This window comes from Streptomyces sp. NPDC059957, from assembly GCF_042730015.1.
GTDB lineage: Bacteria > Actinomycetota > Actinomycetes > Streptomycetales > Streptomycetaceae > Streptomyces.
Genome location: NZ_JBHWMB010000016.1, coordinates 49,034 through 70,982, shown reverse-complemented (window position 1 = coordinate 70,982; position 21,949 = coordinate 49,034). Strand labels below are relative to the sequence as shown.

Below are 21,949 nucleotides of genomic sequence, written 5' to 3'. Positions count from 1 at the left end.
ATGGGCCGGAGCCTCAGAGCTCGGTGACCTTGCCGTCCGCGACGTGCAGGCGGCGGGTCACCTGGACCGCGTCGAGCATCCGGCGGTCGTGGGTGACCAGCAGCAGGGTGCCCTCGTACGCCTCCAGGGCGGACTCCAGCTGCTCGATCGCCGGCAGGTCGAGGTGGTTCGTGGGCTCGTCCAGCACCAGCAGGTTCACCCCGCGGCCCTGGAGCAGCGCCAGGGCCGCCCGGGTGCGCTCGCCGGGGGAGAGGGTGGCCGCCGGGCGGCTCACGTGCGCGGCCTTCAGGCCGAACTTGGCCAGCAGGGTGCGGACTTCGGCCGGTTCGGTGTCCGGGACGGCCGCGCAGAAGGCGTCGATGAGGGGTTCGTCACCGAGGAACAGGCCGCGGGCCTGGTCGACTTCGCCGACCCGGACGCCCGAGCCGAGGACGGCGGAGCCGGAGTCCGGGGCGAGCCGTTCCAGCAGGACGGCCAACAGGGTGGACTTGCCGGCCCCGTTGGCCCCGGTGATGGCGACCCGGTCCGCCCAGTCGATCTGCAGGCTCGCCGGTCCGAAGGCGAAGTCTCCGCGCTGGACGACCGCTTCGCGCAGGGTGGCCACCACGGAGCCGGAGCGCGGGGCCGCCGCGATCTCCATGCGCAGCTCCCACTCCTTGCGCGGCTCGTCGACCACGTCGAGACGCTCGATCGCGCGCTGCGTCTGGCGGGCCTTGGAGGCCTGCTTCTCGCTCGCGTCGGCGGCGGACTTCCTGGCGGACTTGTCGTTGTCGGTGGCCTTGCGCTTGGAGTTCTTGACGCCCTTGTCGCTCCAGCCGCGCTGCATCGCGGCCCGGTCCTCCAGCGCGGAGCGCTTGTCGGAGTACTCGTCGTACTCCTCGCGGGCGTGGTTGCGGGCCCGCTCGCGCTCCGCCAGGTAGGCGTCGTAGCCGCCGCCGTAGAGGTTGATCTGCTGCTGGGCGAGGTCCAGTTCGAGGATCTTGGTGACGGTGCGCGTGAGGAACTCGCGGTCGTGGCTGATGACCACGGTGCCGGCGCGCAGCCCCTTCACGAACTGCTCCAGGCGCTCCAGACCGTCGAGGTCCAGGTCGTTGGTGGGCTCGTCGAGCAGGAAGACGTCGTAGCGGGACAGCAGGAGCGAGGCGAGCCCGGCGCGGGCGGCCTGGCCGCCGGACAGCGCGGTCATCGGCAGGTCGAGGCCGACGGACAGCCCGAGGTCGTCGGCCACCTGCAGGGCCCGCTCGTCGAGGTCGGCGCCGCCGAGGTTCAGCCACCGGTCGAGGGCGTCCGCGTACGCGTCGTCCGCGCCCGGGGTTCCGTCCACCAGGCCCTGCGTCGCCGCGTCCAGCTCCGCCTGCGCGGCGGCCACGCCGGTACGCCGGGCCAGGAACTCGCGGATGGACTCGCCCGGGCGCCGTTCCGGCTCCTGGGGGAGGTGCCCGACGGCGGCGCTGGGCGGGGCGAGGCGCAGCTCACCGGTCTCGGGGGCGTCCAGCCCGGCGAGCATCCGCAGCAGGGTGGACTTCCCGGCGCCGTTGACGCCGACGAGGCCGATGACGTCGCCGGGCGCGACGACGAGGTCGAGATCGGCGAAGAGCGTGCGCTCACCGTGCGCGGCGGTGAGCTTCTTGGCGACGAGGGTTGCAGTCATGATGCCCCGATCCTATCCGCGCCGCGCCCCTGCGGATCCCGGGGCCGGAGGCGGCGCCGGCCGGCCCCGAGGCTCAGGCGCCGACGAGCCGCAGGGCCGCCCACAGGGCCGTCACGGCCGCGGCGAGGGCCGGCACGGTGGTCAGCAGACCGAGCCGGGTGAAGTCCCCGAGCGTGACGCCGTCGTACTTGTCCGCGTGCAGGATCCGCCGCCACAGCAGCGTGGCCAGGGACCCCGCGTAGGTCAGGTTCGGCCCGATGTTCACGCCGATCAGTACGGCGAGCACCGGCCCCGCGCCGCCCACCGCCGCCACCGGGAGCAGGGCCAGTACCGCGGGCAGGTTGTTGATCAGGTTGGCCAGTACGGCGGCCACCGCCGCCACCGCGAGCAGCGCGGGCAGCGAGTCCCCGGCCGGAGTCACCCACTCCAGCCCGGCCCCGAGCCCGTGGTCCACGACCGCGCGCACCACCACCCCCAGCGCCAGTACGAACAGGCAGAAGGCCGGCGCCGTCGAGCCCAGGATCGCCGCCGGGGTGGTCTCCCGGCGCCGCAGCGCCCGTACGGCCAGGACCAGCGTGCCCGCGAGGGCCGCCCAGGCCGGGCTCGCCCCCGCGAAGGAGGCGAGGGCGAAGCCGGCCAGGGTCAGCGCGAGCACCCCGGCCGCGAACCGGGGCAGCGGCGCGGGCTCCCCGGCCTGCGGCTTGCGCTCCGGGGCCGCCGCCAGGTCGCTCCGGAAGAAGCGCCGGAACACGGCGTACTCCACGCCGATCGCCGCCAGCCACGGCAGGGTCATGAGCGCCGCGAACCGGGTGAAGGACAGCCCGCTCGCGGCGAAGGCGAGCAGATTGGTGAGGTTGGAGACCGGCAGGAGGAGCGAGGCGGAGTTGGCCAGGTGAGCGGTGGCGTAGACGTGCGGGCGCGGCCGGGCCCCCAGCCGGGAGGCGGTCGCCAGTACCACCGGGGTCAGCAGCACCACGGTCGCGTCCAGGCTCAGCGCGGCGGTGACGACCGAGGCGACGGCGAACACCCCGCCGAGCAGTGCCGCGGGTCCGCGCCCCGCAGCCCGCCGGGCCACCATCGCCCCGGCGGCCTCGAACAGCCCCTCGTCGGCGCAGAGCCGGGCCAGCGCCAGGATGACCGCGAGGAACCCGACCACCGGCAGCAGCTCGCGCGTCTGCGCCCACGCGTCGGCGGGCGGTACGACGCCCAGGACGACGAGCAGCCCGGCCGCGGGCACGGCTGCCGCGGCCTCCGGCAGCCCGCGCGGGCGCAGGACGGCGAAGGCCAGCACCCCGAGGAGGAGGGCGACGGCCAGACAGGCGGCGGCGACGGGGTACAGGACGGGCTCCGGAGCGGCGGGGAGGGCGGGGGCGTGCGTGCGGTGGCACGGCGCCACGGCGCGCGCGGGCACTACGGCGCCGCGGCGCCCGGCACGGGGGACCACGACAGGATCGCATCGGGCCCGCCATGGCCGGATAGGTGGGGTATCCGTCATTGCGGCCATCGCGCAGGGGCCACACGATGAAGTCATGTCGCTGCGAAACGTGCTCGTCGTCCTCTACGACGGCGTGCAGAGCCTGGACGTCACGGGGCCGATGGAAGTGTTCAACGGCGCCGAGCAGCACCCCGGACCGGCGCGGTACGCCCTGCGCACCGTCTCACCGGGCGGCGCCCCGGTCCGCGCGAGCAGCGGACTGCGGCTCGTCCCTGACGGGGACCTGGAGAGCGAGCGTCCCGGCGCCGGGACCACCCTCCTGGTGCCGGGTGGCCGGTACACCGCGGACTTCGCGCCGCAGATCACGGACTGGCTCCGCGCGCACGGCGGCTCCGCGGAGCGGCTGGTGTCGGTGTGCACCGGCGGCCTGCTGCTGGCCGAGGCCGGGCTGCTGGACGGACGGCGCGCGACGACGCACTGGTACGCGTGCGAGGGGATGGCCCGGGACTACCCGGCCGTCACCGTGGAACCCGACCCGATCTACGTCCGGGACGGGCCGGTGTCCACCTCGGCCGGGGTCACGGCGGGCATCGACCTCGCGCTGGCCCTGGTGGAGGAGGACCACGGGCGGGAGCTGGCCCTGTTCGTCGCCCGGTACCTGGTGGTCTACCTGCGGCGGCCCGGGAACCAGGCGCAGTTCAGCGCGCAGCTCGCGGCGCAGACGGCGCTGCGGGAGCCGCTGCGGGAGGTGCAGCACTGGATCACGGAGCACCCGGGGGAGGACCTGAGCGTCGAAGCCCTCGCCGCGCGGGCCGCGCTGTCGCCCCGGCACTTCGCGCGGTCCTTCCGGGCGGAGACGGGGGTGACGCCGGGGCGGTACGTGGAACGGGTCCGGGTCGAGCACGCGCGCCGGCTCCTGGAGGAGGGCGGCGAGGACATCGCCCGGATTTCCCGGGCCTGCGGCTACGGCAACCCGGAGGCCTTGCGCCGGGCTTTCGTGAAGGCCCTGGGCCAGCCCCCGGCCGAATACCGCCGCCGGTTCGGCACGCCCCGCCAACGGGTCCCGGGGGCGCGGACCCGGTCGACCCCGGCAGTAGTTCCACCAGCGGTTCCGACCGCATTTCCGCCAGAAGCCCCGGCAGAAGTCCCGGCAGAAGCCCAGCCAGAGGCCCCGGCGGCAGTTCCGACCACTGTTCCGACAACCGCTCCGGAGGAGCCATGCAGATCGCCGTACTGCTCTACGACCGGTTCACCGCCCTCGACGCCATCGGCCCCTTCGACACCCTCGGCCGGCTCCAGGGTGCCGAGACCGTCTTCGTCTCCGAGCGGCCCGGGCCCGTACGGACCGACAACGGGGCGCTCGCACTCGTCGCCGACAGGGGGCTCGGCGAGGTGACGCGGCCGGACATCGTCATCGTGCCCGGCGGGCCGGCCCCCGACGTGGAGATGAAGAATCCCGTCGTCCTCGACTGGCTGCGGGCCGTCGACGCCACCACGACCTGGACCACCTCCGTCTGCACCGGCTCGCTCCTGCTCGCCGCCGCCGGCCTGCTCGACGGCAGGCGGGCCACCAGCCACTGGCTCTACCTCGACGAGCTGACCCGGTTCGGGGCGGAGCAAACCGGGGAGCGCGTGGTCTTCGACGGGAAGTACGTGACGGCCGCCGGGGTGTCCTCGGGGATCGACATGGGGCTCACCCTGCTGGGCCGCATCGCGGGGGACGAGTTCGCGCAGATGGTGCAGCTGATGACCGAGTACGACCCGCAGCCGCCCTACGACGCCGGTTCCCCCGAGAAGGCACCTGCCGAGCTCGTCGCCCGGCTGCGCGCCTTCAACCCCGCGGAGGAGTCCAGGTAAAGGCGGCAGCGCGCCGCTCCAGGAAGGCGGCGACACCCTCGGCGGTGTCGCCGCTTCCGGCGGCCTGCGCCGCCCAGTACGCGTCCCGGTCCGTGCGGCCGTCCGCGAACTCCTTCGCCGAACTCTGCGTGAGCTGGGACCGCGTGGCCAGGATCCGCGTGAACTCCGTCACCCGCTTGGCCAGTTGCCCCGCGGGCAGCAGCTCGTCCAGCAGTCCGGTGCGCAGCGCCCGCTCCGCGTCGATCAACTCGGCGGAGAAGAGGAGGTACTTGGCGGCCGCCGGCCCCACCAGGGAGGCGAGGCGCCGGGTGGAGGAGGCCGGGTACACGATGCCCAGCTTCGCCGGCGTCACCCCGAAGGAGGCGCCCTCCTCCGCGAAGCGCAGATCGCAGGCGGCGGCCAGCTGACTGCCCCCGCCCACGCAGAACCCGCGGATCGCGGCGAGCGTGGGCTTGGGGAAGGCGGCGAGCGACTCCTCCGCCGCCACGGCCAGGGCCTGTGGGTCCTCGTCCCCGGTCAGCGAGGAGATGTCGGCCCCCGCGCAGAAGGTCTCGCCGGCCCCCGTGAGGACCAGCACCCGTACGGCGGGGTCCGCCGCGTGTCCGGCCAGCAGCTCCGGCAGCCCGCGCCACATGGCGGCCGTCATGGCGTTGCGCTTGGCGGGGTGCGAGATCACGACGGTGGCGACCCCGTCGGCGACGGAGGAGAGGAGGGCTGCGTCCATGCGCCGGATGCTATCCCGGACGGTCGTACCTATGATCAAGAGACCGGTACCCGGCAGCTTCGGTGGACCGGTAGGCAGTCGCGGGGTCCGAGGGTCCGTCGGGGGCAGCTGAAAGGTGGCGTCCATGGGCGCAGACCGTGCCGAGCGTGCGGACCGTACGGGTCCACAGGACATGAAGGCCGACAAGGAGAAGGTCAGCCGCAGTTTCGCGTGGATGGCCCTGCTCGGGGCGCTCCTGGTGGTGGCCGGGATGGTGGGCCTCGTCTACACCGGTGTCGCGACCCTGACCACGATGTTCCTCTTCGGCTGGCTGCTGCTGTTCGGCGGGGTGGTGGGCCTGTTCCAGGCGATCCAGTCCCGCAAGAGCAACTACTTCTGGCTCGCCGTCATCGTCGCCGCGATCAACATCGCGGCCGGCTTCGTGATCCTGCGCCGACCGGAGGCGAGCGCGGAGGCGCTCACCATGTTCGCCGCGCTGCTGTTCCTCACCGGCGGGGTGTTCCGGCTGGCCGGCGCCGTCGTGGTGCGCGGCGCGCACCTCGGGCTGACCCTGGTCCAGGGAGCCTTCGGCATCCTGCTGGGCCTCCTGATCCTCGCCAACTGGCCCGGCAGCAGCCTGTACGTGATCGGAGCGTTCTTCTCCCTCGCGCTGCTGTTCGACGGCCTGAGCCTGATCGCCGTGGGGATGGGAGCCCGCCGCATCCTGGGCTTGGTCAGGGACGACGAGGTTCCGGTGACACCGGCAGGGGCGGGGGTGGCCGCACCCGAGACCCATGAGGCGGCCGAGAAGCGGCTCCCAGAAGATCAGGAACGGTCGAACAACTGACTCTGTCATACGCCAGCGGTCAGAAAGTGTCCGATTGATGCTGACTTCTGGTCAGTGGTCGGGCCCGGAGCGGTCCGGTCCCCACTCTTGACGTGTGCAGACGATCGAGCGTGAAGACGGGGGCCGGGAGATGGATGTGAGCGGGAGCGTCCCGCCAGTCAAGGGGGAGGAGCCGGAGGTCACGGCCGCCCCCCTCGCGTACGAAGGAGTGTGGCGATTCACGGCTCCCGCAGTAGAAGAATCCGTTCCGCAGGCCCGTCGTGCGGTCCGTGACCTGCTCGGCCGGCAGGAGGTGCCGGCGGACGGGGATCTGGTCTACTCCCTGCTGCTGATCGTCTCCGAACTGGTGACGAACTCGGTCCGGCACGCGGCCCTGCTCTCGCCGGAGGTCGCGGTGGAGGTCGCCATCGGCCGGGAGTGGGTACGGGTGGCCGTCGAGGACAACCACCCGTACCGCCCCAAGGCGCTGGAGGCCGATTTCGGCCAGACCGGCGGCCGGGGCCTGCTCCTCGTCCGGGAGATCACGCTGGAGGCCGGCGGGGTCTGCGACGTGGAGCACACCTCCACGGGCGGCAAGGTGATCTGGGCGGCCCTGCCGCTCACCACGGCCCTCGCGTCACCCGCCGCCATTCCGACCTCGGCGGTCTGAGCCCGCTCGGGCCGCGACCGGCCGGGCTCGGCCCCGACCGCCGACCGTCCAGCGCCGCCCGCCCCGCCCGCCGACCGTCCAGCGCCGACCGCCATCGGGCGCTGCCGGCTGCTACCAGCCCGCCGCGTCGCCCGTCAGCTCGCGGATCGCGGGCCGGGCCGCGTCCAGCACGGTCGTGAACCAGGCCGAGAACGGGACCTCGGCGTGCCGCTTCGCGAGTTCCTCCGCGGTCACGAAGGCGGTGTCCGCGATCTCCTGCGGATCGGGCCGCACCGACCGCTGCGCGAGTCCCACGAACAGGTGGTTGTACTCCTGCTCCACCAGCCCCGAGGCCGGGTCCGGATGGTTGTAGCGCACCGTCCCCGCCTCCGCGAGCAGCGAGGGCGACAGGCCCAGCTCCTCGTGGGTGCGCCGGGCCGCCGCCGCGAACGGCGACTCCCCCGGGTAGGGGTGGCCGCAGCACGTGTTCGACCAGACACCGGGGGAGTGGTACTTCCCGAGGGCGCGCTGCTGGAGCAGCATCCGGCCCTGCTCGTCGAAGAGGAACACCGAGAACGCCCGGTGCAGCTGACCCGGCGCCTGATGGGCGGCGAGCTTCTCCGCCGTACCGATGGTGTTGCCGGACTCGTCGACCAGTTCGAGCATGATCGGTTCTTGAGCGCCGGCGCCGGTGGTCGCGGTGTTCGCGGCGGTGGCTGGTGTGGTCGGCATACCCATCCTTCGCTTCGGACTTCGGCTTTCAGTCTGCCGTACAAATGGGGATTGCCCCCACTTCGGTGATCCGCGCATGTCCGCCCCCCGCCGCGTGATATGCGACGGGGGGCGGAACGTGCCGATCGGTCAGTTCATCCGGCCGCGGGCCGGATCCCGCATCAAACCCCGAAGGGGGACGGGTACTTGATCGTGCCCGCGGGAACCGGCACCGAATCGTCGAGCACCAGCGCCATCATGGCTTCGTCGGGCACCTCGAAGGGCGCCTCGATCCCGAAGCGCGAAGCCGGCACGAAGCCGAAGCGCGGGTAGTACTCGGGATGCCCGAGGACCAGGACGAGGTTCTCCCCGCGCTCCGCGGCCGCCGCGAGCAGCGCCCGTACGACCGCGCTGCCGGCGCCCGAGCGCTGGAGCCCCGGAGCGGCGGCCACCGGGGCGAGCGCGAGCGCCGCCGCTCCGCCCACCTCGCACCGGGTCAGCAGGGCGTGCGCCGCGACGGACCCGTCCGGGCCCTCGGCCACGTAGGAGAGGCCGGGCAGCCAGGAGCCGTCCGTGCGCAGGGCGTCCACGAGGTCGGCCTCGGCCGGGGTCCCGAAGGCGGCCGAGTTCAGCGCGTGCACGGCGGCCGCGTCCGCGTCGGTCTCGGGGCGGACACGCCAGTCGCCGCCGTCCCCGGCCGACACCGGCCGCAGGACGTAGGCGGTGTACCCGTACTCGTGCCCGTACCGCTCGCGGACGTCGATCTCCTCGCGTACGAAGCCCAGCGCGGCCGCGGCCTCGGGCCCGGCGGGCTCCGGAGCCCCGGCCACCCGCTCACCGAGCGGACCGTAATAGGCGGCCCAGTCGGAGTCGGGCTGCCGGTGTACGCCGAGCACCTGGTAGCCGGCGGCCTGGATGGCGGCCAGGTTGCGGGCGGTGGAGCGCAGCGCGTAGTGCGGGTCCCAGAAGGCGCGCACTCCGGCGGAGGGTTCGTCGACGGTCCACTCGCACTCGCTCAGCACCAGGGTGCCGCCGGGGGCGAGCAGTCGCTTCCACCGCGCGAGCGCGGTGGCGAAGCCGATGTTGTAGGCGGAGCCCTCGGCCCAGACGAGGTCGAAGGAACCGTCCGGACAGGGGAGGTCGCCGATGTCCGCCTTGACGGCGCGGACCCGGTCGGTGAGCCCGCGGGCCGCGGCGGCCGCCCGGAGCTCGTCGAGGAAGCCGTCGTGGAGGTCGACGGCGATGACGTCGGCCCCGTGGCCGCCCGCCTCCGCGGCGAGCAGCAGGGCGCTGGGGCCGGGACCGCAGCCCAGGTCCAGGGCGCGCGGCCGCTCGGGCAGCGGTCCGCACAGGGACAGCAGGTGGCGGGTGGTCGCCTCGGAACCGGGGGACTGCCGGGGCAGGCCTCGGTGCAGCGCGAAGAACGCCTCGAAGAAGAGGTCGCTCTGCGTGCCGAAATCGGTGGTGTGGGAGTTGTTGGTGTTACCGGTGTTGTCGGTCAACGTGAACCCTTGAAAGGGGGCTCCGGCCGACGGGGGTGATCGGTGTGATCAGACCCGGCCGGACGCCCGGAAGGAGAGGGGGATGAACCGGAGTGCGCTGCGCTGGGCGGCGACGCCTGCGACGGTCATCAACCCCACCTCTTTCTTTCTTTCGTCACATCACATGTGACATTCGGGCGATTAGGACGTATTCGCGAAACTCGTACACGTCTGCGGCCAGCTTAACAGCAGCGGTGCCGACAGCGGTTTGTGATCGCTCCTCCCGATCGTCAATGATGATCGGCACAGGGCCGTCAGGCCAGTGATTTTCGGCTTATCGATGCGTAAACAGGCGGTGAACCCCTGCTTCCGTTCATCCGATAGCCTCTGCCGACGGGCCGCCGTCCCACCCGGCGCCCGTTACCCGTGTGCGTGCAAGGAGTGAGTTCGTCTGCCGACCGTCATCCTTACCGGCCCGCCGGTGCCCGGATCAGCGCTCGCCGACGAGCTGCGCTCCCTCGGCTTCGAGGTCCACCCCGCGGCCACCCCGTCGGACATCGCCGCCGCGCTGGAGCTCGTACCCGCCGACCAGCGGGTGGCCGTCGTGGACGGGGACTTCGTCGGACACGTGCACGCGCTGCGGCTCGCGCTGACCGACCCCCGGTTCGACGCCTGCGCCGTCACCGGGGCCCTCGCCGTGCAGCCCGGCGCCCGCGCGGCCCTGGACCGGGCCGCCGTGCTCGACGCGACCGCCCTCGCGGGCGACGGCCCGTACCCCGACCGGCTCGCCGCCGCCGTCGAGGCCGCCGGCACCGCCGTGCACCGCCCCGAGCTGGGCACCCTCGTCGCCGCCGTGCCCGCCACGACCGCCGAGCGCGCGAGCGCCGCCGCCGCCGTCGCGGCCGTCGACGAAGAGGCCGTCCGGCTGCGCACCGCCGTGAAGTCCCGCGACGGGTTCTTCACCACCTTCTTCATCAGCCCGTACTCGCGCTACATCGCCCGCTGGTGCGCGCGCCGCGGACTGACCCCCAACCAGGTCACCACCGCCTCGCTGATCACCGCGCTGATCGCGGCCGGCTGCGCCGCCACGGGCGACCGCTGGGGCTACGTGGCCTCCGGCGTGCTCCTCCTCGTCTCCTTCGTCCTGGACTGCACGGACGGGCAGCTCGCCCGCTACTCGCTCCAGTACTCGACGATGGGTGCCTGGCTCGACGCCACCTTCGACCGCGCGAAGGAGTACTCCTTCTACGCGGGCCTCGCGCTCGGCGCGGCCAGGAACGGCGACGACGTCTGGGCCCTGGCCCTCGGCGCCATGATCCTGATGACCTGCCGGCACGTCGTGGACTTCTCCTTCAACGAGGCCAACCACGACGCCACGGCCGCTGCGACATCTCCTTCCGGCAGCCCCACCGCGGCCCTCTCCGCCAAGCTCGACAGCGTGGGCTGGACGGTCTGGGTCCGGCGCATGATCATCCTGCCGATCGGCGAGCGCTGGGCCATGATCGCGGTCCTCATCGCCTTCACCACCCCGCGGATCGTCTTCTACGCCCTGCTGGTCGGCTGCGCCTTCGGCGCCCTCTACACCACCGCCGGCCGGGTCCTGCGCTCGCTGACCCGCAAGGCGAAGCGGACCGACCGGGCCGCCCAGGCGCTGGCGGACCTCGCGGATTCGGGCCCGGTCGCCGAGCTCACGGGCCGCGCGGTGGGCCGGATGGCCCCCGGTGCCGGGATCGCCGCCGCCGTGATCGGCTCGGTCGCGCTGCTGTGGGCGGCCTGGGCGTACGAGTTCGGGGCCCGCCAGGTGATCGTTGCCGCCGTCTTCTACGCCGTGCTCGCCGGCGCGGCCGTCGCCCGCCCCCTCAAGGGCGCGCTCGACTGGCTCGTGCCGCCCGTCTTCCGCGCGGCCGAATACACCACCGTCCTGATCCTCGCCGCCAAGGCGGACGTCCCCGGAGCCCTTCCGGCGGCATTCGGACTGGTCGCGGCGGTCGCCTACCATCACTACGACACGGTCTACCGCATCCGCGGTGGCACCGGCGCGCCCCCGCACTGGCTGGTGCGGACGATCGGCGGGCACGAAGGCCGGATCCTGTTGATCACGGTCCTGGCCTCCGTCCTGGCGTCGCGCGCCGTGGACTTCCCCGTCGCGCTCACGGCCCTCGCCGTGTTCGTGGCACTCGTGGTGCTCGTGGAGAGCATCCGCTTCTGGGTGTCCTCCGGGGCACCCGCCGTACATGACGAAGGAGAACCAGCATGATCGGCCTCGTCCTCGCTGCCGGAGCCGGACGCCGCCTGCGTCCCTACACCGACACCCTGCCCAAGGCCCTCGTGCCCGTCGGACCCGAAGGGGCCGAGGAGAGCATCACGGTGCTCGACCTGACGCTCGGCAACTTCGCCGAGGTCGGCCTGACCGAGGTCGCCATCGTCGTCGGCTACCGCAAGGAAGCCGTGTACGAGCGCCGGGAGGCCCTGGAGGCCAAGTACGGCGTCAAGATCACGCTGATCGACAACGACAAGGCCGAGGAGTGGAACAACGCCTACTCCCTGTGGTGCGCCCGTGACGTCCTCAAGCAGGGCGTGATCCTCGCCAACGGCGACACCGTCCACCCCGTCTCCGTCGAGAAGACCCTGCTCGCCGCCCGCGGCAAGGGCCAGAAGATCATCCTCGCCCTCGACACGGTCAAGAGCCTGGCCGACGAGGAGATGAAGGTCATCACCGACGGTGAGAAGGGCGTCCAGCGGATCACCAAGCTGATGGACCCGGCCACCGCGACCGGTGAGTACATCGGTGTCACCCTCATCGAGCCGGAGGCCGCCGAGGCGCTGGCCGAGGCCCTGAAGACCACGTTCGAGCGCGACCCCGACCTCTACTACGAGGACGGCTACCAGCAGCTCGTCAACGACGGCTTCACCATCGACGTGGCCCCCATCGGTGACGTCAAGTGGGTCGAGATCGACAACCACGACGACCTCGCCAAGGGCCGGACGATCGCATGCCAGTACTGACGAGGCTCATCCCCTCTCCCCTCGTCGTAGACATCAGCCGCGGCGCCCTGGACGACCTCGCCGGCCTCCTGGCCGACCAGCGGATCTCCTCCTCGGGCAAGCTGGCCATCGCGATCAGCGGCGGTTCCGGCGCGGTGCTGCGCGCCAAGCTGGAGCCCGTGCTGCCGCACGCCGACTGGTACTCCGTCGTCGACGGGACCATCGACTCCGCGGTCAAGCTCGCCGACGACATAAAGGGACGCCGCTACGACGCCGTCGTGGGCCTGGGCGGGGGCAAGATCATCGACGTGGCGAAGTACGCCGCGGCGCGGGTCGGCCTGCCCATGGTGGCCGTCGCCACCAACCTCTCGCACGACGGCATCTGCTCCCCGGTGTCCATCCTGGACAACGACAACGGCCGGGGCTCCTACGGCGTGCCCATGCCGATCGCGATGGTCGTCGACCTCGACGTCATCCGCGAGGCCCCGGCGCGGTTCGTCCGCGCGGGCATCGGCGACGCGATCTCCAACATCTCGGCCATCGCCGACTGGGAGCTCTCGCACAGCCTCAGCGGCGAGCCCGTCGACGGCCTGGCCGCCGCCATGGCCCGTACCGCGGGCGAGTCCGTGCTGCGCCACCCCGGCGGCGTCGGCGACGACGAGTTCCTCACCGTGCTCTCCGAGGCGCTGGTCCTCACCGGCATCGCCATGTCCATCAGCGGGGACACCCGCCCGGCATCCGGCGCCTGCCACGAGATCAGCCACGCCTTCGACCTGCTCTACCCGGGACGCTCCGCGCTCCACGGGGAGCAGGTCGGCCTCGGCGCGGCCTTCGCCATGCACCTGCGGGGGGACACGGACAAGTCCGGGCTCTTCGTCCAGGTGCTGCGCGGTCACGGGCTGCCGGTGCTGCCCGAGGAGATCGGGTTCAGCGTGGACGAGTTCGTCGCGGCCGTGGAGTACGCCCCCCAGACCCGTCCGGGACGCTTCACGATCCTGGAGCACCTCAACCTGTCCGCCGCCGAGATCAGGGACGCTTACGCCGACTATGCCAAGACCATCCGTAGCTGAACTCCGGCCCGTCGTTCACCCGGCGGGCGTCAAGGACCGGGTCAGCGGCGAGCACTGGGGCGGGCGCCTCTACATGCGTGAGATCTCCCTGCGCATCACCCGCCTCCTGGTCACCACGAAGGTCACGCCGAACCAGCTGACCTACGTGATGACCCTCGCCGGAGTCCTCGCCGCCCCGGCCCTGCTGGTGCCGGGCGTCTGGGGCGCCGTCCTCGGCGTGGTCGCGGTCCAGATGTACCTGCTGCTCGACTGCGTCGACGGCGAGGTCGCCCGCTGGAAGAAGCAGTTCTCGCTGTCCGGGGTCTACCTGGACCGGGTCGGCGCCTACCTCTGCGACGCGGCGGTGCTCGTCGGCTTCGGCCTGCGCGCCTCCGACATCTGGGGCACCGGGCGCATCGACTGGCTGTGGGCCTTCCTGGGCACCCTCGCGGCGCTCGGCGCGATCCTGATCAAGGCCGAGACCGACCTGGTCGGTGTGGCCCGTCACCAGGCCGGCAAGCCCGTGGTCCAGGACGCGGCGGCGACCCCGCGCTCGTCCGGCATGGCGCTCGCCCGCCGGGCCGCCGCCGCGCTCAAGTTCCACCGCCTGGTCCTCGGCATCGAGGCCTCGCTGCTCATCCTGGTGCTGGCCGTCCTGGACCAGGTCCGCGGCGACCTGTACTTCTCCCGCCTCGGCGTCGCGGTGCTCGCCGGCATCGCCCTGCTGCAGACGGTGCTGCACCTGGTGTCGGTCCTGGCCTCCAGCAGGCTCAAGTGACGGCGCCGCTGCGGCTGGGCGCCGTGATCATCACGATGGGCAACCGCCCGGACGAGCTCAAGGCGCTCCTCGACTCGGTGGCCCGGCAGGACGGGCCCCCGGTCGAGGTGGTCGTCGTGGGCCAGGGCGTACCGCTCACCGGCCTGGCGGACCCGGCCTCGGGCGTGCGGACCGTCGAGCTGCCCGATAACCTGGGCATCCCGGGCGGCCGCAACGTCGGCATCGAGGCCTTCCGCACCACAGGGGCCGACGGCTTCGACGTGGACGTCCTGCTCTTCCTGGACGACGACGGACTGCTGGAGCGCACCGACACCGCCGAGCTGTGCCGGCAGGCCTTCACCGAGGACCCCGAGCTGGGCATCGTCAGCTTCCGGATCGCCGATCCGCAGACCGGCGAGACCCAGCGCAGGCACGTCCCCCGGCTGCGGGCCGCCGACCCGATGCGCTCCTCGCGCGTCACCACCTTCCTGGGCGGCGCCAACGCCGTCCGTACGAAGGTGTTCGAACAGGTCGGAGACCTTCCGGGGCAGTTCTTCTACGCGCACGAGGAGACCGATCTCGCCTGGCGGGCGCTCGACGCCGGGTGGCTGATCGACTACCGGGCGGACATGGTGCTCCTGCACCCGGCCACGGCCCCCTCCCGGCACGCGGTCTACCACCGTATGGTGGCTCGAAACCGCGTGTGGCTCGCCCGCCGCAACCTGCCCGCCCCGCTGGTCCCGGTCTACGTGGGCGTCTGGCTGCTGCTGACGCTCCTGCGCAAGCCCTCGGGGCCCGCGCTCAAGGCCTGGTTCGGCGGCTTCAAGGAGGGCTGGACCACCTCCTGCGGTCCCCGGCGCCCCATGAAATGGCGTACGGTCTGGCGGCTGACCCGGCTGGGCAGACCGCCTGTCATCTGACACGTCCGGGTCTGAGACCATGGCGCGATCACGAACCGATCGACTCAGGCCCGATGCCACCCTCTCCCGCATCATGAAGACGGAAAGTTTCATCTTGTGAGTGACACAACCCAGGACGGAGCCCTTGCCACGAGCAAGCGGCCGTCCGAAGACGCCGGGCTGAGCCCCGCGGAGCTCGCCAGGAAGTACGGCCTGTCCGTCAGCGGAGCCCGGCCGGGCCTGGTCCCGTACGTGCGCGAGCTCTGGGAGCGGCGCCACTTCATCCTCGCGTTCTCCCGGGCCAAGCTGATGGCCCAGTACAGCCAGGCGAAGCTCGGCCAGATCTGGCAGGTGGCGACCCCACTGCTGAACGCGCTGGTCTACTACCTGATCTTCGGGCTGATCCTGGACGCCGGCAAGGGCATCGCCAAGCAGGACTACATTCCCTTCCTGGTGATCGGCGTCTTCGTCTTCACCTTCACGCAGTCCTCGCTGATGGCGGGCGTCAGAGCGATCCCGGCCAACATCGGCCTGGTCCGCGCCCTGCACTTCCCGCGCGCCTCGCTGCCGATCTCCTTCTCGCTGCAGCAGCTCCAGCAGCTGATGTTCTCGATGATCGTCGTGTTCGTGGTCGCGATCGGATTCGGCAACTACCCGAGCCTGTCGTGGCTGCTCGTGATCCCGGCGCTGTTCCTCCAGTTCGCCTTCAACACCGGCCTCGCCCTGATCTTCGCCCGGATGGGTTCCAAGACCCCCGACCTCGCGCAGCTCATGCCGTTCGTCACGCGGACGTGGATGTACGCCTCCGGCGTCATGTTCTCGATCAAGACGATGCTCGAGGACAAGCCCGCGTGGATCGCGGACGTGCTGCAGTGGAACCCGGCCGCGATCTACATGGACCTGATCCGCTTCGCGCTCATCGACGGGTACGGCCGGGAGAACCTGCCGCCCCACGTCTGGGCCTTCGCCGTCGGCTGGGCGGTCCTGATCGGACTCGGCGGATTCGTGTACTTCTGGAAGGCTGAGGAGCGTTACGGCCGTGGCTGAGAACAACCAGGGGCACATCCCCACCGTCATCGCCGACGACGTGCACATCGTCTACCGGGTCAACACCGGCAGCTCCGGCAAAGGCAGCGCCACGGCGGCGCTCAGCAAGATACTCCGCCGGGGCGGCGACGGACCGGGCGTCCGCCGGGTCCATGCCGTACGCGGGGTCACCTTCACCGCGTACCGCGGCGAGGCCATCGGTGTCATCGGCTCCAACGGCTCCGGCAAGTCCACGCTGCTGCGCGCCATCGCGGGTCTGCTGCCCTGCGAGTCCGGCAAGGTCTACACCGACGGCCAGCCCTCGCTGCTGGGCGTCAACGCCGCGCTGATGAACGACCTCACCGGCGAGCGCAACGTGGTGCTCGGCGGTCTCGCGATGGGCATGACCCGCACGCAGATCCAGGAGCGGTACCAGGGCATCGTCGACTTCTCGGGAATCAACGAGAAGGGGGACTTCATCTCCCTGCCGATGCGCACCTACTCCTCCGGCATGGCCGCGCGCCTGCGCTTCTCCATCGCCGCGGCCAAGGACCACGACGTCCTGATGATCGACGAGGCGCTGGCCACCGGTGACCGGAAGTTCCAGGTGCGTTCCGAGGCGCGCATCCGCGAACTGCGCAAGACGGCCGGAACCGTTTTCCTCGTGAGCCACAACAACAAGTCCATCCGCGACACCTGTGACCGGGTGCTGTGGCTGGAGCGGGGCGAACTCCTGATGGACGGTCCCACCGAGGAAGTCGTCTCGGCGTACGAGAAGGCGACCAGCTGACGGCCCCCACCGACGGCCGGCACCGACGGCCCCCACCGCGTCCGGCGGCGGGGGCCGTCGCATGCCGTACGGGGCCCGGCGCGCGCGGCGGCCCCCTTTTCCCGCGGTGGCGTGCGGGCGACTTGTGTGGTGGACCGAATACCCGTCGAGCCCCTGCGGCGTTGTACAGCGTAAGCTGGGCCAGGCCCCAATCGCGGGCAAGAGGGGGCGATTCCCCCGCAGATGAATAGCCCAGGGCGCCCCGGTGAAAACCCGGCGGCGTGTCCGAAATAGGATGTATTGGGTTGGCAGTGTAGAACGGGAGATGTGACGGCAATGGCTACGGGAATTCTCCGGCCCCCAGGCACGACGGCCGTTCCCGCCGCGGGCGGCGGGCGGTGACCCCGGGGCACGGCACCAGCCCCCGGCCGCACGAGCTGCCCGACGCCTCCGGCTCCTTCCCCGCCCACCCGGGCGCCGCCACCCTCGGCAAGGCGCGCTCCGAGAACTTTCCCGTAGCCCCCGCCTTCCTGCCCCGCGCCTGGCGCGAGGGCCTGATGGCGGTCTACGGGTACGCCCGCCTGGTCGATGACATCGGCGACGGCGACCTCGCCCCGGGGGGGCACGACGCCGTGCTCCTCGGTCTCGACCCCGCCGCCACGGACGACCGGCTCGCCATGCTCGACGCCCTCGAAGCCGACCTCGGGCGCGTCTTCGGCGGCGCCGACGGGCCTCCGCGCCATCCGCTGGTGCTGGCCCTGCAGCCGGTCGTGCGCGCCCACGGGCTCACTCCCGAATCGTTTCTCGGGCTCATCGAGGCCAACCGCCAGGACCAGCGGGTCGCGCGCTACGCGACGTACGGCGACCTCCTCGGCTACTGCGAGCTCTCCGCCAACCCGGTGGGCCGGCTCGTGCTCGACCTCACCGGCACCAGCACCCCCGAGCGGATCCGCCGCTCCGACGCCGTCTGCACCGCCCTGCAGATCGCCGAACACCTCCAGGACGTCGCCGAGGACCTGGCCCGGGACCGGATCTACCTCCCGGGCGAGGACATGCGCCGCTTCCACGTCACCGAGACCGACCTGAAGGCCCCGTCCGCGGGGGCGTCCGTACGCGCCCTCGTCGCCTTCGAAACCGAACGGGCGCGGGAACTCCTCGACGAAGGCATGCCGCTCGTGGGCAGCGTCCACGGAAGGCTCCGGCTGCTGCTCGCGGGCTTCGTGGGAGGAGGACGCGCCGCCCTGCGAGCCGTCACCGCCGCCGGCTTCGACGTCCTTCCCGGCCCGCCCAAGGCCACCAGGAGCGGCCTGCTCCGCGAGGTGGCCGCCGTCCTGCGCACAGCGCCGAGAAAGGGGTGAGCCCGACCGTGGAGGGCCCCACACACGCGTCCGCACCGGGCGCGCCGCCAGCGATGTCCGCACCGCCCGCCGTGTCTTCACTGATCGCGGCGGCCTACAGCTACTGCGAGGCCGTGACCGGCTCGCAGGCGCGCAACTTCGCCTACGGCATCCGACTGCTGCCCGCCGACAAGCGGCAGGCGATGTCCGCGCTGTACGCCTTCTCCCGGCGGGTCGACGACATCGGCGACGGCACGCTGCCGCACGAGGTCAAACTGGCCCGGCTGGAGGAGACCCGCGCCCTGCTCGGCCGGATCCGCGCCGAGGAGATCGAGGAGGACGACACCGACCCGGTCGCGGTCGCCCTCACGCACGCCTCGCGCCGCTTCCCGATCCCGCTCGAAGGGCTCGACGAACTCATCGACGGCGTCCTCATGGACGTCCGCGGCCAGACGTACGAGACCTGGGACGACCTCAAGGTCTACTGCCGTTGCGTGGCCGGGGCCATCGGCCGGCTCTCGCTCGGCGTGTTCGGCACGACCGGAACCGGCGGGCTCGGCGCACACGACGCCGCACGGGCCGGCGAGTACGCCGACACCCTCGGTCTCGCCCTGCAGCTCACCAACATCCTGCGGGATGTTCGCGAGGACGCGGGCACCGGCCGCACCTACCTGCCCGCCGAGGACCTCGCCAAGTTCGGCTGCTCCGACGGCTTCCGCAGCGCGCAGATGCCACCCGGCTCCGACTTCGCCGGACTCGTCCACCACGAAGTGCGGCGCGCCCGCGCCCTGTTCGTGGAGGGCTACCGGCTGCTTCCCCTGCTCGACCGGCGCAGCGGCGCCTGCGTCGCGGCCATGGCCGGCATCTACCGGCGCCTCCTCGACCGCATCGAGCGCGAGCCGGAGGCGGTGCTCCGCGGCCGGGTCTCGCTGCCGCCGCACGAGAAGGCGTACGTGGCCGTCCGCGGCCTCTCCGGCCTGGACGCGCGGACCATCGCGCGCCAGAGCACCAGGAGGCGGCTCTGATGACGGCGGGCCGGCGAGCCGCGGCGGAGGGCCGGACGGGAGCAACCCCGCGGCGCCCGGCGGCGTCTGTGGGAGCGACAGAGGAGGACGCATGACCGCGCACCACGCCGTGGTCGTCGGCGGCGGGCTCGCCGGCGTGACCACCGCGCTGGAACTCGCCGACGCGGGCCTGCGGGTGACCCTGCTGGAGGGCCGGCCCCGCCTCGGCGGCCTGGCGTTCTCCTTCAAGCGCGGCGAACTGACCGTGGACAACGGCCAACACGTCTACCTGCGCTGCTGCACCGCCTACCGGTGGTTCCTCGACCGCGTCGACGGCGCGGACCTGGCGCCCCTGCAGGACCGGCTCGACGTACCCGTGCTCGACGTCGCCCACCCCGGCGGCCCCCGGCTCGGCCGGCTGCGCCGCAGCGCCCTGCCCGTACCGCTGCACCTGGCCGGCTCGCTGGCCCGCTACCCGCACCTCTCGCTCGCCGAGCGGGCCTCCGTCGGGCGCGCCGCCCTCGCGCTGCGCCGCCTCGACCCCGCCGACCCGGCGCTCGACGGCGTGGACTTCGCGACCTGGCTCGGCCGCTACGGCCAGTCCCCGCGGACCATCGAGGCGCTGTGGGACCTCGTCGGCATCGCCACCCTCAACGCCACCGCCGGGCAGTCCTCGCTGGGCCTGGCCGCCATGGTCTTCAAGACCGGCCTGCTCTCCGAGAACGGCGCGGCCGACATCGGCTGGGCCCGCGTACCGCTCGGCGACCTGCACGACACCCTCGCCCGCAAGGCCCTGGACGCCGCCGGCGTGCGCACCGAACTGCGCACCCGGGTCACGGACATCTCCCGTACCCCCGAGGGCGGTTGGCGGGTGGCCACCGAGGGCGGTTCCTTCGACGCCGGCACCGTCGTCCTCGCCGTCCCGCAGCGCGAGGCGCACGGGCTGCTGCCCTCCGGAGCGCTCGCCGACCCCGACAAACTGCTCGACATCGGCACCGCGCCGATCCTCAACGTGCACGTCGTCTACGACCGCAAGGTGCTCAAGCAGCCCTTCTTCGCGGCGCTCGGCTCGCCGGTCCAGTGGGTCTTCGACCGCACCGACTCCTCCGGGCTTCCCGACGGCGGCCAGTACCTGGCGCTGTCCCAGTCGGTCGCCCACGAGGACATCGACGAACCCGTCTCGGTCCTGCGCGCCAAGTACCTGCCCGAGCTGGAACGGCTGCTGCCCGCCGCCCGCGGGGCCAAGGTGCGCGACTTCTTCGTCACCCGGGAGCGCACCGCGACCTTCGCCCCCACCCCGGGCGTCGGCCGGCTGCGGCCCGGAGCCCGGACCGACACGCCGGGGCTCTACCTCGCCGGTGCGTGGACCGCGACGGGTTGGCCCGCGACCATGGAGAGCGCCGTCCGCAGCGGACTGAGCGCGGCCCGTGCCGCACTCGTCCCGCTGGGCCGCCACCGCGAACACCCCTTGCAGGAGGCGGTATGACCACCACCGGCACCGCAGCACCGCACAGCTCAGCACCGCACAGCTCAGCACCACGTACCGCGGCACCAACCGCCGCCGTACGTACAGGAACCAGAGGAGAGCCAGTGAACCCGGGGAATCCGGCCGTCGAGAACACGGACGCCAGTGCGGGCCCGGCCGGCGGGGAGAAGGCGGACACGCTCGCCCTCCTCGAACGAGGCCGTACGCTCTCGACGCCCGTGCTCCGCGCCGCCGTGGACCGGCTCGCCGCGCCCATGGACACCGTCGCCGCCTACCACTTCGGCTGGATCGACGCCCACGGCAACCCGGCGGACGGCGATGGCGGCAAGGCCGTGCGCCCCGCCCTCGCCCTGCTCTCGGCGGAAGCCGCCGGCGCCGCCGCCGAGGTCGGCATCCCCGGCGCCGTCGCGGTCGAGCTCGTCCACAACTTCTCGCTGCTGCACGACGACCTGATGGACGGCGACGAGCAGCGCCGCCACCGCGACACGGTGTGGAAGGTCCACGGACCCGCCCTCGCGATCCTGGTCGGCGACGCGCTGTTCGCCCTGGCCAACGAGGTGCTGCTGGAACTGGGCACTGTCGAGGCCGGCCGCGCCGCCATGCGCCTGACCACCGCGAGCCGCAAGCTCATCGACGGCCAGGCCCAGGACATCTCCTACGAGCACCGCGAGAGCGTCACCGTCGAAGAGTGCCTGGAGATGGAGGGCAACAAGACCGGGGCCCTGCTCGCCTGCGCGGTCTCCATCGGCGCCGTGCTCGGCGGCGCGGACGACCGTACGGCCGACAAGCTGGAGGAGTACGGCTACCACCTCGGCCTCGCCTTCCAGGCAGTCGACGACCTCCTCGGCATCTGGGGCGACCCGGAGTCCACCGGCAAGCAGACCTGGAGCGACCTGCGCCAGCGCAAGAAGTCGCTGCCGGTCGTCGCCGCCCTCGCCGCCGGCGGACCGGCCAGTGAGGAGCTCACCGAGCTGCTCGCCGCCGACGCCAAGAGCAACGACTTCGAGAACTTCTCCGAGGAGGAGTTCGCGGCCCGCGCCGCGCTCATCGAGGCGGCCGGCGGCCGCCGGTGGACCGCCGACGAGGCGCGCCGCCAGTACGAGATCGCCATCAAGGCCCTCGACGACGTGGACATGGACCAGCGCGTGCGCGACCAGCTCGTGGCGCTCGCCGACTTCGTCGTCGTGCGCAAGAGGTGATCGCCACCCGCACGCGCATATGAATCGCGAGTCGCCGGCCGGTACTGCCTGCCAGTAGTACCGGCCGACGGCGGCCCCCAGTACAGCGGATGACAGCAGAGGACACTGCGCGCAAAGGGGAAGCC

The 21,949-nt window shown here is 72.4% G+C and carries 19 protein-coding genes and 1 pseudogene; 15 read left to right on the top strand and 5 right to left on the bottom strand.

Translation table 11 applies throughout. The features are described from left to right. Positions 1 to 13: 13 nt before the first annotated feature. A complete protein-coding gene (locus ACFWBW_RS13590; protein WP_385371513.1) occupies positions 14 to 1,651 on the bottom strand; it encodes an ABC-F family ATP-binding cassette domain-containing protein in 1,638 nt (545 codons plus the stop codon). A 73-nt stretch (positions 1,652 to 1,724) separates the two neighbouring features. Beyond that, complete coding sequence (locus tag ACFWBW_RS13585) at positions 1,725 to 2,966, bottom strand: SLC13 family permease (RefSeq protein ID WP_385371692.1); 1,242 nt, start codon at positions 2,964 to 2,966, stop codon at positions 1,725 to 1,727. 214 nt (positions 2,967 to 3,180) lie between these two features. Here ACFWBW_RS13585 and ACFWBW_RS13580 point away from each other — a divergent pair. Together ACFWBW_RS13580 and ACFWBW_RS13575 are read left to right on the top strand one after the other, a co-directional pair. Then, positions 3,181 to 4,131 (top strand): annotated as a pseudogene (locus ACFWBW_RS13580) (GlxA family transcriptional regulator); the annotation flags it as partial. A gap of 173 nt (positions 4,132 to 4,304) precedes the next feature. Then, on the top strand, positions 4,305 to 4,943 hold the full coding sequence (locus ACFWBW_RS13575) for a DJ-1/PfpI family protein (RefSeq protein WP_385371510.1): 639 nt from the start codon (positions 4,305 to 4,307) through the stop codon (positions 4,941 to 4,943). On the opposite strand, the gene ACFWBW_RS13570 is transcribed toward ACFWBW_RS13575, so the two are convergent. Then, positions 4,918 to 5,667, bottom strand: coding sequence for an enoyl-CoA hydratase/isomerase family protein (locus ACFWBW_RS13570; protein WP_385371507.1), 750 nt, complete (start codon positions 5,665 to 5,667; stop codon positions 4,918 to 4,920). The two genes, ACFWBW_RS13575 and ACFWBW_RS13570, sit on opposite strands and share 26 nt — an antisense overlap. Positions 5,668 to 5,839: 172 nt before the next feature. Between ACFWBW_RS13570 and ACFWBW_RS13565 the strand changes: the two genes are divergently transcribed. Beyond that, on the top strand, positions 5,840 to 6,493 hold the full coding sequence (locus ACFWBW_RS13565) for an HdeD family acid-resistance protein (RefSeq protein WP_385371689.1): 654 nt from the start codon (positions 5,840 to 5,842) through the stop codon (positions 6,491 to 6,493). Between the two features lie 130 nt (positions 6,494 to 6,623). Continuing rightward, positions 6,624 to 7,142 (top strand): ATP-binding protein, encoded by a 519-nt coding sequence (locus ACFWBW_RS13560; RefSeq protein ID WP_385371686.1) that lies wholly within the window; start codon positions 6,624 to 6,626, stop codon positions 7,140 to 7,142. Positions 7,143 to 7,253: 111 nt separating this feature from the next. Here the strand turns inward: ACFWBW_RS13560 and idi are convergent, their stop codons facing one another. Together idi and ACFWBW_RS13550 are read right to left on the bottom strand one after the other, a co-directional pair. Continuing rightward, positions 7,254 to 7,853 (bottom strand): isopentenyl-diphosphate Delta-isomerase, encoded by a 600-nt coding sequence (gene idi / locus ACFWBW_RS13555; RefSeq protein ID WP_385371504.1) that lies wholly within the window; start codon positions 7,851 to 7,853, stop codon positions 7,254 to 7,256. A 161-nt stretch (positions 7,854 to 8,014) separates the two neighbouring features. Continuing rightward, entirely contained in the window at positions 8,015 to 9,247 is a 1,233-nt protein-coding gene (locus ACFWBW_RS13550; RefSeq protein ID WP_385371683.1) for a methyltransferase domain-containing protein, read from the bottom strand. A gap of 517 nt (positions 9,248 to 9,764) precedes the next feature. Between ACFWBW_RS13550 and ACFWBW_RS13545 the strand changes: the two genes are divergently transcribed. The 11 genes from ACFWBW_RS13545 to ACFWBW_RS13495 all read left to right on the top strand — a co-directional run bounded on the left by ACFWBW_RS13545 (position 9,765) and on the right by ACFWBW_RS13495 (position 21,824). Beyond that, entirely contained in the window at positions 9,765 to 11,570 is a 1,806-nt protein-coding gene (locus ACFWBW_RS13545; protein WP_385371680.1) for a DUF5941 domain-containing protein, read from the top strand. Further along, entirely contained in the window at positions 11,567 to 12,319 is a 753-nt protein-coding gene (locus tag ACFWBW_RS13540; RefSeq protein ID WP_266903134.1) for a phosphocholine cytidylyltransferase family protein, read from the top strand. The genes ACFWBW_RS13545 and ACFWBW_RS13540 overlap by 4 nt, the downstream gene beginning before the upstream one ends. After that, positions 12,307 to 13,368, top strand: coding sequence for an iron-containing alcohol dehydrogenase family protein (locus tag ACFWBW_RS13535; RefSeq protein ID WP_385371501.1), 1,062 nt, complete (start codon positions 12,307 to 12,309; stop codon positions 13,366 to 13,368). Before ACFWBW_RS13540 ends, ACFWBW_RS13535 begins: the two co-directional genes overlap by 13 nt. Continuing rightward, positions 13,346 to 14,125 carry a CDP-alcohol phosphatidyltransferase family protein gene (locus ACFWBW_RS13530; RefSeq protein ID WP_385371499.1) on the top strand — a complete coding sequence of 260 codons (780 nt, stop codon included), beginning with the start codon at positions 13,346 to 13,348 and terminating at the stop codon, positions 14,123 to 14,125. Before ACFWBW_RS13535 ends, ACFWBW_RS13530 begins: the two co-directional genes overlap by 23 nt. A 35-nt stretch (positions 14,126 to 14,160) precedes the next feature. Next, positions 14,161 to 15,024, top strand: coding sequence for a glycosyltransferase family 2 protein (locus ACFWBW_RS13525; RefSeq protein WP_385371677.1), 864 nt, complete (start codon positions 14,161 to 14,163; stop codon positions 15,022 to 15,024). Between the two features lie 96 nt (positions 15,025 to 15,120). Beyond that, positions 15,121 to 16,050: an ABC transporter permease gene (locus tag ACFWBW_RS13520; protein ID WP_385371496.1), complete on the top strand. Its 930-nt coding sequence runs from the start codon at positions 15,121 to 15,123 to the stop codon at positions 16,048 to 16,050. Further along, positions 16,043 to 16,819, top strand: coding sequence for an ABC transporter ATP-binding protein (locus ACFWBW_RS13515; protein WP_385371494.1), 777 nt, complete (start codon positions 16,043 to 16,045; stop codon positions 16,817 to 16,819). Before ACFWBW_RS13520 ends, ACFWBW_RS13515 begins: the two co-directional genes overlap by 8 nt. Positions 16,820 to 17,235: 416 nt before the next feature. Next, entirely contained in the window at positions 17,236 to 18,156 is a 921-nt protein-coding gene (hpnC, locus tag ACFWBW_RS13510; protein ID WP_385371674.1) for a squalene synthase HpnC, read from the top strand. Next, complete coding sequence (gene hpnD / locus ACFWBW_RS13505; protein ID WP_385371491.1) at positions 18,153 to 19,160, top strand: presqualene diphosphate synthase HpnD; 1,008 nt, start codon at positions 18,153 to 18,155, stop codon at positions 19,158 to 19,160. The genes hpnC and hpnD overlap by 4 nt, the downstream gene beginning before the upstream one ends. A 91-nt stretch (positions 19,161 to 19,251) precedes the next feature. Further along, a complete protein-coding gene (gene hpnE, locus ACFWBW_RS13500) occupies positions 19,252 to 20,625 on the top strand; it encodes a hydroxysqualene dehydroxylase HpnE (protein ID WP_385371488.1) in 1,374 nt (457 codons plus the stop codon). 104 nt (positions 20,626 to 20,729) lie between these two features. Continuing rightward, on the top strand, positions 20,730 to 21,824 hold the full coding sequence (locus tag ACFWBW_RS13495; RefSeq protein ID WP_385371485.1) for a polyprenyl synthetase family protein: 1,095 nt from the start codon (positions 20,730 to 20,732) through the stop codon (positions 21,822 to 21,824). The last annotated feature ends 125 nt before the right edge of the window (positions 21,825 to 21,949 follow it).

Excerpts from the sequence above, each read along its gene's own strand:
- ACFWBW_RS13525 (WP_385371677.1), top strand. The coding sequence starts at position 14,161 with ATGGGCAACCGCCCGGACGAGCTCAAGGCGCTCCTCGACTCGGTGGCC.
- ACFWBW_RS13535 (WP_385371501.1), top strand. The coding sequence starts at position 12,307 with ATGCCAGTACTGACGAGGCTCATCCCCTCTCCCCTCGTCGTAGACATC.
- ACFWBW_RS13570 (WP_385371507.1), bottom strand. The coding sequence starts at position 5,667 with ATGGACGCAGCCCTCCTCTCCTCCGTCGCCGACGGGGTCGCCACCGTC.
- ACFWBW_RS13530 (WP_385371499.1), top strand. The coding sequence starts at position 13,346 with ATGCCAAGACCATCCGTAGCTGAACTCCGGCCCGTCGTTCACCCGGCG.
- ACFWBW_RS13560 (WP_385371686.1), top strand. The coding sequence starts at position 6,624 with ATGGATGTGAGCGGGAGCGTCCCGCCAGTCAAGGGGGAGGAGCCGGAG.
- idi (WP_385371504.1), bottom strand. The coding sequence starts at position 7,853 with ATGCCGACCACACCAGCCACCGCCGCGAACACCGCGACCACCGGCGCC.
- ACFWBW_RS13590 (WP_385371513.1), bottom strand. The coding sequence starts at position 1,651 with ATGACTGCAACCCTCGTCGCCAAGAAGCTCACCGCCGCGCACGGTGAG.
- ACFWBW_RS13565 (WP_385371689.1), top strand. The coding sequence starts at position 5,840 with ATGAAGGCCGACAAGGAGAAGGTCAGCCGCAGTTTCGCGTGGATGGCC.
- ACFWBW_RS13540 (WP_266903134.1), top strand. The coding sequence starts at position 11,567 with ATGATCGGCCTCGTCCTCGCTGCCGGAGCCGGACGCCGCCTGCGTCCC.
- hpnE (WP_385371488.1), top strand. The coding sequence starts at position 19,252 with ATGACCGCGCACCACGCCGTGGTCGTCGGCGGCGGGCTCGCCGGCGTG.
- ACFWBW_RS13575 (WP_385371510.1), top strand. The coding sequence starts at position 4,305 with ATGCAGATCGCCGTACTGCTCTACGACCGGTTCACCGCCCTCGACGCC.